11 protein-coding genes are annotated in these 12,480 nt (G+C 28.4%); 7 read left to right on the top strand and 4 right to left on the bottom strand.

Annotated elements, in window-relative coordinates; genetic code table 11:
* Positions 1–229 precede the first annotated feature (229 nt).
* Genes KQI68_RS05110 through KQI68_RS05095 form a run of 4 tightly spaced genes read left to right on the top strand, consistent with a single transcriptional unit; the run spans position 230 to position 4,630 of the window.
* The gene (locus tag KQI68_RS05110) at positions 230–1,684 is read left to right on the top strand and encodes a carbon starvation CstA family protein (RefSeq protein ID WP_216549062.1); all 1,455 of its coding nucleotides are present in this window, start codon (positions 230–232) and stop codon (positions 1,682–1,684) included.
* A gap of 57 nt (positions 1,685–1,741) precedes the next feature.
* Positions 1,742–2,065 carry a hypothetical protein gene (locus KQI68_RS05105; protein WP_216549061.1) on the top strand — a complete coding sequence of 108 codons (324 nt, stop codon included), beginning with the start codon at positions 1,742–1,744 and terminating at the stop codon, positions 2,063–2,065.
* Between the two features lie 2 nt (positions 2,066–2,067).
* A complete protein-coding gene (locus KQI68_RS05100) occupies positions 2,068–2,943 on the top strand; it encodes an AAA family ATPase (RefSeq protein ID WP_216549060.1) in 876 nt (291 codons plus the stop codon).
* Position 2,944: 1 nt separating this feature from the next.
* The gene (locus KQI68_RS05095; RefSeq protein ID WP_216549059.1) at positions 2,945–4,630 is read left to right on the top strand and encodes a VWA domain-containing protein; all 1,686 of its coding nucleotides are present in this window, start codon (positions 2,945–2,947) and stop codon (positions 4,628–4,630) included.
* 35 nt (positions 4,631–4,665) lie between these two features.
* On the opposite strand, the gene KQI68_RS05090 is transcribed toward KQI68_RS05095, so the two are convergent.
* A complete protein-coding gene (locus KQI68_RS05090) occupies positions 4,666–5,469 on the bottom strand; it encodes a MerR family transcriptional regulator (protein ID WP_216549058.1) in 804 nt (267 codons plus the stop codon).
* A 63-nt stretch (positions 5,470–5,532) separates the two neighbouring features.
* Here KQI68_RS05090 and KQI68_RS05085 point away from each other — a divergent pair, with 63 nt between their 5' ends.
* Positions 5,533–6,843 carry an MATE family efflux transporter gene (locus KQI68_RS05085; protein ID WP_216549057.1) on the top strand — a complete coding sequence of 437 codons (1,311 nt, stop codon included), beginning with the start codon at positions 5,533–5,535 and terminating at the stop codon, positions 6,841–6,843.
* 35 nt (positions 6,844–6,878) lie between these two features.
* On the opposite strand, the gene KQI68_RS05080 is transcribed toward KQI68_RS05085, so the two are convergent.
* Both KQI68_RS05080 and KQI68_RS05075 read right to left on the bottom strand, forming a co-directional pair.
* On the bottom strand, positions 6,879–8,045 hold the full coding sequence (locus tag KQI68_RS05080; protein ID WP_216549056.1) for an FIVAR domain-containing protein: 1,167 nt from the start codon (positions 8,043–8,045) through the stop codon (positions 6,879–6,881).
* Positions 8,046–8,294: 249 nt separating this feature from the next.
* Positions 8,295–9,173 (bottom strand): LysR family transcriptional regulator, encoded by an 879-nt coding sequence (locus tag KQI68_RS05075; RefSeq protein WP_216549055.1) that lies wholly within the window; start codon positions 9,171–9,173, stop codon positions 8,295–8,297.
* 159 nt (positions 9,174–9,332) lie between these two features.
* Here KQI68_RS05075 and KQI68_RS05070 point away from each other — a divergent pair, with 159 nt between their 5' ends.
* Entirely contained in the window at positions 9,333–10,730 is a 1,398-nt protein-coding gene (locus KQI68_RS05070) for a YfcC family protein (protein WP_216549054.1), read from the top strand.
* 9 nt (positions 10,731–10,739) lie between these two features.
* Entirely contained in the window at positions 10,740–11,903 is a 1,164-nt protein-coding gene (locus KQI68_RS05065) for a M20 family metallopeptidase (RefSeq protein ID WP_216549053.1), read from the top strand.
* Positions 11,904–11,939: 36 nt separating this feature from the next.
* On the opposite strand, the gene KQI68_RS05060 is transcribed toward KQI68_RS05065, so the two are convergent.
* Entirely contained in the window at positions 11,940–12,443 is a 504-nt protein-coding gene (locus tag KQI68_RS05060; protein ID WP_216549052.1) for an LURP-one-related/scramblase family protein, read from the bottom strand.
* Positions 12,444–12,480: the final 37 nt, after the last annotated feature.

Raw genomic sequence — 12,480 nt, 5'->3', positions numbered from 1 at the left:
TATAGTAACTTTTCGTAAAAATTTACAAAATTAATATAGTTAAAATAATTTTTACGACAATTTATGTAAACTTTTTGTAAAATATATAGCATTAAATGAATACAAGAGACGAAAATTCAATTTATAAAAATACAATTATTCATGAAGAATAAGTGAATTAAAAGGTCTTGTCTTTATTTATTTTTATACTATAATATATTTAAGATAATAAATTGTTAGGAGGGAAAATATGGTATTATTTATTATTGGCTTAGTAATTTTATTTGTTGGGGGTTATCTATATTCTAAGTATATTGAATCTCAATTAGAACCAGATGACAGAGAAACTCCAGCAGTAAGAAAGGCTGACGGTATTGACTATGTAGTAATGAGTGAAAAGAAAAATTGGCTTATTAACTTGCTTAATATCGCTGGTACAGGCCCAATCTTAGGACCTATTCAAGGTATTTTATTTGGACCTATTGCATTCTTAGCAATTCCAATAGGTTGTGTATTTGCAGGAGCACTTCATGATTATATGACAGGTTTTATTTCAATGAGGAATGGCGGCTCTCAAGTACCAAGATTAGTAGGAAAGTATGTAGGAGATGGAGTACGTAAATTCTACAATATAGTTATTGCAATCTTATTATTATTAACAGGTGTAGTTTTCGTTTATACTCCAGGAGATTTAATTGCTAATGACGTATTAGGAGTGGATCCTAGTTCTAATGCTATTTGGATAATTTATGCAGTTATTTTTATTTACTATATCGCATCTACTATTCTTCCAATTGACAAATTGATTGGTAGAATTTATCCAGTATTCGGAGCATTTCTAATTATTTCAGCAATTGGTGTTTTTATTGGAATTATATTTAAGGGATCAGGAGATCTTAGCTTTGCAGGTGCTGGACTTTTAGCAGAACATCCTGCAGGACAAAAATTCATTCCAGCATTTTTTATTACAGTAGCTTGCGGTATTCTTTCAGGTTTCCACGGTTCTCAAGTAACTCTTATCTCAAGAACTATTAAAACTGAAAGAGAAGCAAAATCAACTTTCTATTCAGCAATGATAACTGAAGGTTTTATAGCTATGATTTGGGCAGCAGGAGCTATGGTTTTATTCTCAACAGGAAATGCAGCTCTTGATACTCCAGGAACTCTTATGGTTGGTAAGATTTCAAAATATTTCATGGGTAATATTGGAGGACTCCTAGCAGTTCTTGGTGTAATTGCATTTCCTATTACTTCTGGGGACACTGCATTTAGATCACTAAGACTTATAATTGCAGAAGAATTAAATATTGATCAAAAATCTCCAACTAAGAGAGCTGGACTTGCAGCATGCCTATTCGTACCTGCAGCTGGCATTTTATTCTTTGCAAAGACAAATCCTAATGGATTTAACATTCTTTGGAGATACTTTGGATTCACAAACCAATTCGTAGCAATTTTTGCACTTGCAGTTGCAACTATATATTTAATGTATAATAACAAGAATTATTTAATGACACTAATTCCAGGTGTATTCTACACATTTATTGTATTCTCATTTATAATTCACGCTGATCCAATTGGACTTGCACAACCTTATGTTATTGCTTATCCAGTAGCAGCAGTTCTTGCTTTCTTATATGCAGCATTTGTAATTAGAGCTGGTAAGAAAAATAGAATCAGAATTGAAAATACAGTTTTAGATTAATTAAATTATTTTTAGAAAAGGTGGCATTTTGTCACCTTTTTTTATTTAGGAGATGTTATGAAATTTAAGTTAAATAAAAAAGCATTGGAATTTGCAAGAAAGAAAAATATAAATTCACTATTTATTGATCCAGATTTAAATTCAAAGGAGAGCTGTTGCACTATTGGCACAGTTGATTTTAATATTTCTCACAAGGATACAGGAGATAGAGATAGATATTTAAAATACGACGATGAAGCTGACAATGTAGAAATTTTTTACAATCCAAATATTGATTTTTTTATAGATGAAGATGAAGAAATTGAAATTTCTGTATTTGGAATTGGAAATTTTAAGAAATTTTACATTGTAAATGAAATTAATTCAATTGAGAGAAATTAATTATGGAAGATAAAATTTTAAAATTCATCGAAGAAAATCCCTTTGATGAAAAATATAAAAATAGAATTTCAAAACCTCATTTTAAATATCATGGTGATAAAATTTTAAAGCAGGCAATATCTGCAATTCTAGCTGGAAAAAATATATTGCTAGTTGGAGAAAAATCAACTGGAAAAAATGTATTGGCAGAAAATCTTTCCTATATTTTTAAAAGGCCAATGTGGAATATATCTTTTCATGTAAATGTTGATAGCTCTATTTTAATTGGAGATGAAACATTAAAAGATGGTAATGTGATTTTTAAAGATGGTCCAATTTCTACAGCAAGTAAAGTTGGTGGTTTTGCTGTATTAGATGAAATTAACATGGCAAAAAATGAAGCTATGTCAGTTTTGCACTCCACTTTAGATTACAGAAGAATTATTGATATTCCTGGTTATGATTTAATTAAGATTCATCCAGCAACAAGATTTATAGCAACAATGAATTATGGTTATGAAGGGACAAGAGATTTAAACGAAGCCCTTCTTTCAAGATTTGTAATTATAAAAATGCCAACTATTGAAAGAGATGAACTTGCAGAATTAATAAGAGAAGAATATCAATTTATTAACGAAAGATATTTAAAAGATATTGTAAATTTCTTTTATGATCTAAAATTAAAATCTGAATCCAATGAAATTTCTGAGTATGCACCTGATTTGAGGGGAATTTTTGATGCTATAGATTTAGCTAGAGAAGGACTTGAACTTACAGAAGCACTTAATCTAACAATCACAAATAAAATATTCGATGTTTTTGAAGAAGATTTAATCATGGATTTAATCAAGTCGAGATTTGAGAGTGAAATTTATTATTTAGATTTATTTGGTAAATAAAATGTTTGATAAAGATTTTAGAATTAAAGAAAATCGAATAAATAATTTGCAGTGGGCTGCAGCTAAAAACTATGATGTAGATACTTTTATAATAGGTGAGAACTTATCGGGAAATCCTGATTTTTATATGAATTTAATTATAGGACTTGCTATAAAATTTTTTGGTATAGATTCTTTAAATAAATTATTTGATAATTGGACTTTTAATATTTACAGAAATAAATTTGATATGCTTGCTATTTATCTTCTAGAAGATTTTTGCTACAGAAAAGAAGTTAGAGATAGAAATGTTTTAAAAAGTTTAAGAAAAAAATATGCTAGAGAATTTTTAGATGATAAGAACGATCTTGCAAGGAGAAATTTAGCTCTTAAAGAAAATCTTGTCTATTCACTTCAAATGAAGAAGATGAATGTTGTTTTGGGTAATGACTATAAAAAGTTAAATAATAAAGAAAGATTAATCTATGAAAATTTTTATCTAGCAGAAGATACAAATGGAAAAAATATTGAAGAGCGAGTTTTAAATCTTTTGATAAAATATGCAAGATACAAAGAAAATTATAACCTGAAGCCAAAATTTGCACTTGATTTTAATTTGTTTGGGGCAGCAGGCAATGTAAGTCTTGAAAGATCAAATATGCTTTCAATGTTTAAAGATGACAAGGTAAAAAAGTCAGTACAAGTCGGAAATATTTTCTTAAATTTTATGAGAAAGAAAAAATCTCAAAAACTTTCTTATATTGAAAAGACCTTTGGAAAGTCACTTTTTGACGAAGAAAAAAGACTTGCAATTGAAAATGAAATTTCAGTGGAGGGTCATAGAAAGTCAAAGATTTATTTCACTAAAGGCATAGAAAAAAATGACAAGGACTTAAATCAAGAGCTAAATGATAAGGCAGTAAAAAGGCATTTATTAAAGTTTAATGAAAATAAAAATTTATACAATAGTACAATTACATCGCTGACAAAAAAATTAAAATTATCAATTAATTCGAATCCTATATTTGAAGAAGAGCTTTCTAACAGGGGAAAGCTAGTTGGAAAAATTGCTTATAAATCACAAATTTCTGATAGAGCAAAAATTTTCGAGCATAAGATTAAGGGCGAATCAAATAGTTTGACAGTTGATTTAATATTAGATGCGTCGGCTTCACTTCTTAATATTGAATCAGACATTGCAATTGAAGCTTATATTATATCTAAATCCCTTGAAAATAATAATATAAAAAATCGAATTATTTCCTATCAAACTGTTCAGGACTACACAGTTATTATAATTTTAAAAGACTACGATGAGAAATCTGATATTAAAAGAATATTTAGATATAAATCCATTGGATGGAATAGAGATGGATATTTTTTTAAAGCTTACAGATATTTAATTGGTAAAAACAAAAATCTTTTTTCAATAATTTTAACTGATGCAAATCCAAGCGATTTTAGACCTTTGGTCATAAAGGGGATAATACCTAATAAAAATTATTCTGATGAAGTATCTTTAAAAGATACCGAAAAAGAACTTTTAGAACTTAGAAAAATAGGAGTTAAAATTTCAGCAGTTTTAAATAGAGATAATATTGAAAATGCTAGGAAGCTTTATAAAAATAAATTTGTGAAAATACAAAAAATTTCGCAGATAGCAAATGTTGCTGGAAAATTTATTCAAAAAGAAATAAATAAAATATGAAATTCTAATTGTAAGTAAATTATAATTAGAATTTTTTAATTTAGTATTCTAATTTGGATTTCTGTCAAATATTCATCTTCATTGTCAGTTAAATTAATATCTACAATATATCTTTCGATAAAATAATTATCTGTTTTTAAATTTTTTTCTTCTATCTCTTTAAATAAAATTTCATAGGCTTTTTTCGCATTGGAATATGGACCTCTAAATCGTATAAGCATATAGTTTCCTTGTGAAATCTCATCTTCATATTTCATGTCGTTTTCAATAATCAAAAAACCCTTTGAATACTCACTGAAACTTCCTTTTTTAGCCTTATTTAAACTTAATATCATCCCAAAATCTCTATTGAAAAATGAAATTTTATCATTCACATTATTTGAAAGTTTTGTATATGCAAGATCCACTTCATCATCTAAAGTTATTTCAGTTTTAATGTATACAACTTTTCTTGCAGGTAACTCTTTATAAAATATTTTAAAATCATCTTTAAAATTTTGAGCATCTTTTAAAATTTCAATTCTATTTGCAATATGATTTTTCTGATAAAATAAATCATCTATTTGTTCTTCAATATATGAAAATTCATCTTCTAAAAGATTAATTTCGTCTTCAACGGATCTATTTTCTAAAAATTTCTTAATATCTTTTAGTTGAACTCCAAGACTTTTCATGGTCTTTATCACATTTAATTTCCAAACATCAAAAATTGTATAGTATCTATAAGAATTTTCACCTCTCTTGGGAACTAAAAGCTCCATTTTTTCATAGAGTCTTAGAGTATCTGTAGATATATTATAAATTTTTGCTATCTCTCCAATTTTATATTTAGATTTCATTTGCCCTCCTTGACCTTGGACTTACTCCAAGCTTTATACTAATTATATGAAAAGGAGAGAAAAATGAAAAGCAATAATCTAAGAAAAACATATATTAAATATTTACTGCCAACAATTGGATCAATGATTTTATTTTCAACTTATTCAATGGTTGATGGAATTTTCGTAGGAAGGGGAGTGGGAGCAGAGGCTCTTTCAGCTGTTAATATTTCCATGCCCTTTGTGTCATTAATATTTGCGGTGGCAATTTTAATTTCAATAGGATGTTCAAACCTCATTACCTTTGAACTGGGAAGGAAAAATGAAAAAGAGGCATATAAATTTTTCTCCATAGGAATTTCTTTGGGAGCTGGAATTGGAATATTAATAAGCCTTTTATCAACTCTTAATATTAGAAACCTTGCTTATGTTCTGGGAGCAAGGGGGGAATTAATAGACTTAGTAGTTGATTATTTGGGAGTAATAGTTTTATTCGCGGGATTTTATATTTTAACTTATATGTTTGAAATTATGGTTAAGGCCGATGGAGAGCCAAGACTTGCAATAATATTTATGATTGTATCGGCTCTTACTAATATAATTTTGGACTATGTATTTATATTTGTTTTTAATTTTGGACTTGCAGGGGCTGCTTGGGCAACGGGAATATCTCAGCTAATTCCATGTGTTTTTTATTTTTTATATTTTTTATCAAAGAATTCAAAATTAAAATTTATTAAGTTTAAATTTTCCATCAAGGAACTTGGAAAAATATTAACTTATGGAATTCCAGCATCACTTACAGAACTTTCAACAGGAGTTACAATTTCAATTTTTAATATAACTATTTCAAAGTATTATGGAATAGAGGGGATAGCAGCTTTTTCTTTAATAGTCTATGTTCTCAATCTTGTCATAAATACAATGATTGCAATTAACCAAAGCTCACAACCTCTTGTGACATACAATTTAGGATTGGGAAATTTAATTAATGTCAAAAGAATAAGAAATAAACAGTTCATTACGATTGTGGTATTAGCTATTATTTTCTTTTTAGTTGCTCAAATTGCACCTGAAAGCATTGTAAAAATATTTCTTGATAAAATAGATAAGAATTTTTTAAACTTCACAGTTAAAGCTATGAGGCTATTCTCCATAAGTTTTTTAGTGATAGGATTTAATATCGGAATTGGAGGATTTTTAACTTCCATCAAAAAACCAAAATATGAATTTATAATATCTATTCTAAGGGGATATGTCTTAGTATTTTTATCTGTTGAACTTCTTCCGATGATTTTTGATAGAAGATTTATATGGATTGCACTTTTAATTTCAGAACTTTTAACACTTTCTATTTCACTGACATTATTAAAAAGAAGTGAATTGAAGGCATAAAAAAACCTCCCAATAAGGGAGGTTATATTGATGAATTATTTAGTTTCAGCCTTTTTTTCGTCCTTAACTTTAAGAACTTCATCTTTCTTTTCATCTTTTACTTTTTTAACTTCTTCTTTAGCTTCTTCTACTTTAACATCAGCTTTAGCGCCAAGTTTTTCTGTAGATTCCACAAGAGCTTTAAGAGAATTTTCAACTTGTTCTTTAGTTGCATCTTTGTCTTCTACAATAGATTTTGCAGCTGCAAGAGCATTTTCGTAATTAGTTTTTACTGCATCTTCAGCTTTCTTTAGTTCTTCAGAATCTTGGAATTTTTCAGCTTTTTCTACTTCTTTTTTTAGAGCTTCTTTAAGTTCAGCGACAGTTGGTTGAACAGCTTTTTCTTCTTTTTTATCTTCTAATTTACCAGTAGTTAAAAGAACAGTTCTAGTTGCTTCATCATAGTCAACACCGAAACCTAGAGCTTTTCCAAGATCTCTTAATCTATAGTAGTTGTTGTCATTAATCTTGTAAGCAGTAGCTTTAAGAACATCTTCTCCAACAAGAACTTTATCGTTAGTTAAAGCACCTTTAGCTTTTTCAGCAACTGATTTTTGATCAGTATCAAGAACTTTATAGTCTCCGCCTTTTGCAAGAGTTACAACATTGTCTTTGTAATCAACAGCAAATTTAGCATCAGTATCTTTAAGCACTGCAGCTAAATCTCTTAATTTGAAGTAGTTTTCGTCTTTGATATTGTATCCGAAGATTGCAACTTCTTTTCCATTAAGAGTTACTTTTTGGTTAGAAGCTTGAACATCCATAGCTTCTGCTTTCTTTTCTTCAACTTTTTCTTTTACTTCTTCTTTTTTAGCATCAGCTTCTTTTTTAACTTCATCTTTTTTAGCTTCAGCTTTTTCCTTTATTTCATCTTTTTTAGCTTCAGCTTTTTCTTTAGCAGCAGTAGCTTCTTCTTTAACTTTATCTTTAGTTTCAGTTGCTTTTTCTTCTACTTTTTCCTTAACTTCAGTTGCTTTTTCTTTACCTTTTTCAAGGCCTTTAGCAGCAGTTTCTTTCATTTCCTTAGCTTTTTGATCTACGATTTTTTCAATTTTATTCTCAGTTTTATCAGCAGTCTTAGTAGTTTCAGCAGCAAAAACTGGAGTTGTAGCAGAAAGTAATAAAACTCCTGCAAGAGTGATTGATGTTAATTTTTTTGACATATTTATTTCCTCCTTATATGTAAAAAATAATTTAATATTATTATACACAATGATTAAGTAAAATCAATTGCCAAAAATAAATTAATAATTTTGTAATATTAGTGTAACAAAATTTTTGAAAAAATAATATAACTGCTGATATATTGCTTTATCTTAGAAGGACTAAAATAACGAATGCATGATGGAAAGTATAAAAATTTAGATTAATTATAGTTTTTATCAATACAAATATTTTTTATAAAAGCGTGTCTATTTTAAAATTGAAATTATATATGTTTTTAAAATATCACCTAATTCATTTATTAAGTTTTCTAAATCAGGATTTTTATAAACTATTGTAATTCGGGCATAGTTTTCTTTAATTTCTATAAAATCACAAACATCAGTAGATCCAATCATACTTTTAGAGGTTCCGTAAATAAAAGTTACACCCTTCTTTGCCTTAGTTAGGCTAACCCCATTCATTATACTAGAAACAATTTCAGTATTTTTAGGTTTTAAATCATTATCCTTAAAAATTTCTTCTACGGATTTTCTCAAATTTTTCCATGGTTTTAATAAATAAAAAGTTTCATCTTTAAAATCCGATAAGTTAGTTTTGTTTTTAACGTTTTCAGATTTCGGATACATTAAGTAGATAGGATCATCGAGAATATATTTAGATTTTAAGTTTTTATTTTTAATTTCTCTATTGGTTATAAACAAGTCAATTTCATTATTTAAGAGTGCATTTTCAAAAGATATAGAACTGTATTTTTTTAATGTCAAGTCTAGTGATGGAAACTTTCTAATAAATTCCGGAATTATATCAGGAATTATATATTGAGTCATAAAGGTCAAAGCACCAATCCTAATTTTATTATAATTAGATAAATTATTTATTTTTTCATACATGTCATTTTCGAGTTTTTCAAATTTATTTATGTACTCAAAAAGTATTTCTCCTTCTTTAGTTAGTGTCATTGGAGAAGTAGATCTATTAAAAATATCATATCCAAAATTTTTTTCAATTTTTTTTAGAAGTCTACTTAAATTAGGCTGTGCAGTATAGAGTTTATCAGCAGCTTTACTAATATTTTTATAAATATTTATAGTTTTTAAAATCTTCAAACTTTTATCATCTAACACTAATATCACCTTAAACATTATATCATATTTTATATAATCATTATAACTCATAAAGTATTTCACTGTAAATTAGTACTATGATAAAATTTATTTAAAGAAAATGTTTGCAATCATTTTTAGGTAAGTATATTTTATTTTAATTACATAAGAGGGTGTAGTATGGAAAAAGTAAAAAAGAAAAAAGTACCACACACACTAGTTATTTTAGCTATAATAATTTTGTGTGCAGTTGTTTTAACATGGATTATACCAGCAGGGGTATATGAAAGAGTAGAAAATGCTCAAGGCGTGGAGGTAATAAATCCAGATAGTTTTAAATATATTGATAAGAGTCCTGTAAATCCTATAAAAATATTTAATATTAGTATGGATGGATTTAAAAAAGCGTCAACTTTAATTTTTGTAATTTTATTTTCAGGTGCTTCATTTAATATAATTACAATGAGTGGAGCTTTACAATCATTAATAGGTGTAGTATCTAAGAAAACAGAAAGTAAAGAGTATTTATTTATTCCGATTTTAACATTTATATTTGGGTTAATATGTACAACGCAAGGAGTAAATACATTTATTGGATTTGCACCAGTAATGGTAATGATAGCATTAGCTATGGGATTCGATTCCATAGTTGGAGCGTCTATTATACTTCTTGGTGGTGCGGTTGGTTTTTCAACAGGTACTTTGAATGTAAATACAACAATTGTTGCTCAAGAGATAGCAGGTCTTCCTCCTTATTCAGGGCTTTCATATAGAGCAGTTTGTTTTGTTATTTTTTATATAATAACAAATATTTATTTAGTAAGATATGCTCTAAAAATTAAAAAAAATCCTGAACTTAGTCCAATGTATGAATTAGACAAGACAAGAAAACTTGACAGTTCATCACATGATGAATTTAATTCATCAATGAATTTAAGAAAATGGCTTGTGATTACCACTCTATTTGGTGCATTAGGCTTGATTGTTTATGGAGGAGTTAAACTTGATTGGAAATTAGAACAAACTGCAGTTGTGTTTATTTGGTTAGGTATTTTAGCTGGATTTGCAGCTGGTTTCAATCCATCACAAATTGCCAAATATTTTGTAGATGGTGCAAAAAAGATGGTAGGAGCCGCTTTAATTATAGGACTTGCCAGAACAGTCTCAGGTGTTTTAGACGCTGGTAATATTATGGATACAAGCATTCACTCTATGACATCTTGGCTTAATTTTTTCCCTCATATACTAAAAGGTCCAGTTTTATATATTATAAATATTATTGTAAATATGTTTATAACATCTGGAAGTGGACAAGCAGCTGCTGTAATGCCTATATTTGCTCCTTTAGCAGATACAATAGGACTTACAAGACAAACGGCTGTATTAGCATTTAATTTTGGAGATGGGTTCTGTAATTATATTCTTCCAACTTCTACAGCTCTTATGGGTATATTAGGTGCTACAGATATTCCATATGATAGATGGATGGTTTTCATGGGAAAATTATTTGGAATTTGGGTTATTGTAGGTTCAATATTAATGGTAGGAGCTCAAATTATTAATTTAGGACCAATGTAGGAGAGTTAAATGAAAGATTTAGTTATAAAAGAAATAGATAAAATTAAAGAGAAATTATTTGAATTATCTGATCAGATATTTGATAATCCTGAACTTTGCTATAAAGAATTTTTTGCAAGTAATCTGCTCGAAGATTATTTAGAGGAAAATGGCTTTGAAGTAGAGAGAGGATTGGGGAGTGTTGAGACAGCTTTTAGAGCAAAATATTCTAATGGAGATTCTAAGTATAATATTGGTATTTTATGCGAATATGATGCACTTCCTATGGGTCATGGATGTGGTCATCAAATGCAAGGTCCATCTATTATAGGGGCAGCTATTGCAATCAAGGAAGCCGTTAAAGATTTACCATATAATTTAATTGTATATGGTACTCCAGCTGAAGAAGGTGGCGGAGGAAAAATGAAAATGCTTGATGAAGGATTTATTAAAGATATAGATGTAGCTTTAATGATGCATGGTGGACCAGCCACTCAAGTAGATGTTAAATCTATGGCAATGTCTTCAAGGTATGTCAAATTCTTTGGAAAATCATCTCATGCTGCATTAAAACCAGAAGCAGGTAGATCAGCTTTTGATGCTCTTCTTTTAGCCTTTCAAGGAGTGGAATTTTTAAGAGAGCATGTTAAAGAAGATACTAGAATGCATTACACAGTAACTACGCTTCCAGGACCAGCGAATGTAGTTCCTAGTAAAGTTGAAGGACATTTTTCATTGAGATCCTATAATTCAAAGTATTTAGATGAAATAGTTGAAAGATTCAATGATATAATTAAAGGAGCCGCTTTAATGACTGGTACTACTTATGAAATTAGAGAAGATAGAAGACTTGAGTCAAAAATTCCTGCCTATATTCTAAATGATTTAATTATGAAAAATGCAAGAAAACTTGGTGCTCCTAGAATTAGAGAAGCTAGAGAAAAAACGGGGTCAACTGATTTTGGCAATGTAACATATTTATTACCAGGTTCATGTGCAAGGATTGCATTCGTTCCTGAGGGAACATCATCACACTCACAAGAATTTTTAGACCTAGGAAAAGCAAAAGAAGCACGAGAATGTGTAGAATTTGGTGCGAAGATAATTGCAACAACAGTATATGATTTAATTGAAAATCCAAAATTAATAGAAAAGCAAATAGAAGAATTTAAAGAGTATAAGAAAAAAATGTAATATTATATTAAGAGCCTACTTTCAAAGTAGGCTCTTTTAATTTGCAGAGCTATTAGCTCTTATTGCTTGAGTATCTTTCATATTATTTAGTGATATTGTAAGAGCTATTAGAGGAAGTTCATATTTCTCATCGATTACTTCAAGTTCATAAGTATCTGTCAATGCAAAAAATGTTTTTGTTATTCTTCCAATAACTTCATTTTCTTTTCGGATTTCAAATCCCAAGTCGAATAAATTTCCTGAAAGTTTAAGTTTTTCTCCGTTATAATCTATATCTATTTTGCGGCTTAAAAAACTTAGTTTAGATTTTACTTCCATATTGTCACCATTTGCAAAGTCGATATAAAAAGTTTGAAATAGACTAAAAATTTTCTTATCAATATTAAATAAAGCTTTACCATCTTTATCAGAAACAGTGGATTTATATCCAAAAAATGTGAAGTCTTGATCTATAAAATAAACTTCATTTTTATTTTCATCTAGGACAGGGTAGTGGTCTGTAATTTTAAAAAATTTTTCTTTAAAATAATATTTTATCATATAAACTCCATAGTATAAAATAAACCCTGCACCGAAG

The organism is Peptoniphilus ovalis (assembly GCF_018919265.1).
In the GTDB taxonomy this organism is placed as follows: Bacteria; Bacillota; Clostridia; order Tissierellales; family Peptoniphilaceae; genus Peptoniphilus_A; species Peptoniphilus_A ovalis.
The sequence above is the reverse complement of the archived record's forward strand: the minus strand, read 5'-3'. Positions and strand labels throughout refer to the sequence as shown.

What these genes read in the sequence shown, in the direction of transcription:
- KQI68_RS05110 (WP_216549062.1), top strand. Translation starts at nt 230, where the DNA reads ATGGTATTATTTATTATTGGCTTAGTAATTTTATTTGTTGGGGGTTAT.
- KQI68_RS05105 (WP_216549061.1), top strand. Translation starts at nt 1,742, where the DNA reads ATGAAATTTAAGTTAAATAAAAAAGCATTGGAATTTGCAAGAAAGAAA.
- KQI68_RS05100 (WP_216549060.1), top strand. Translation starts at nt 2,068, where the DNA reads ATGGAAGATAAAATTTTAAAATTCATCGAAGAAAATCCCTTTGATGAA.
- KQI68_RS05095 (WP_216549059.1), top strand. Translation starts at nt 2,945, where the DNA reads ATGTTTGATAAAGATTTTAGAATTAAAGAAAATCGAATAAATAATTTG.
- KQI68_RS05090 (WP_216549058.1), bottom strand. Translation starts at nt 5,469, where the DNA reads ATGAAATCTAAATATAAAATTGGAGAGATAGCAAAAATTTATAATATA.
- KQI68_RS05085 (WP_216549057.1), top strand. Translation starts at nt 5,533, where the DNA reads ATGAAAAGCAATAATCTAAGAAAAACATATATTAAATATTTACTGCCA.
- KQI68_RS05080 (WP_216549056.1), bottom strand. Translation starts at nt 8,045, where the DNA reads ATGTCAAAAAAATTAACATCAATCACTCTTGCAGGAGTTTTATTACTT.
- KQI68_RS05070 (WP_216549054.1), top strand. Translation starts at nt 9,333, where the DNA reads ATGGAAAAAGTAAAAAAGAAAAAAGTACCACACACACTAGTTATTTTA.
- KQI68_RS05065 (WP_216549053.1), top strand. Translation starts at nt 10,740, where the DNA reads ATGAAAGATTTAGTTATAAAAGAAATAGATAAAATTAAAGAGAAATTA.
- KQI68_RS05060 (WP_216549052.1), bottom strand. Translation starts at nt 12,443, where the DNA reads ATGATAAAATATTATTTTAAAGAAAAATTTTTTAAAATTACAGACCAC.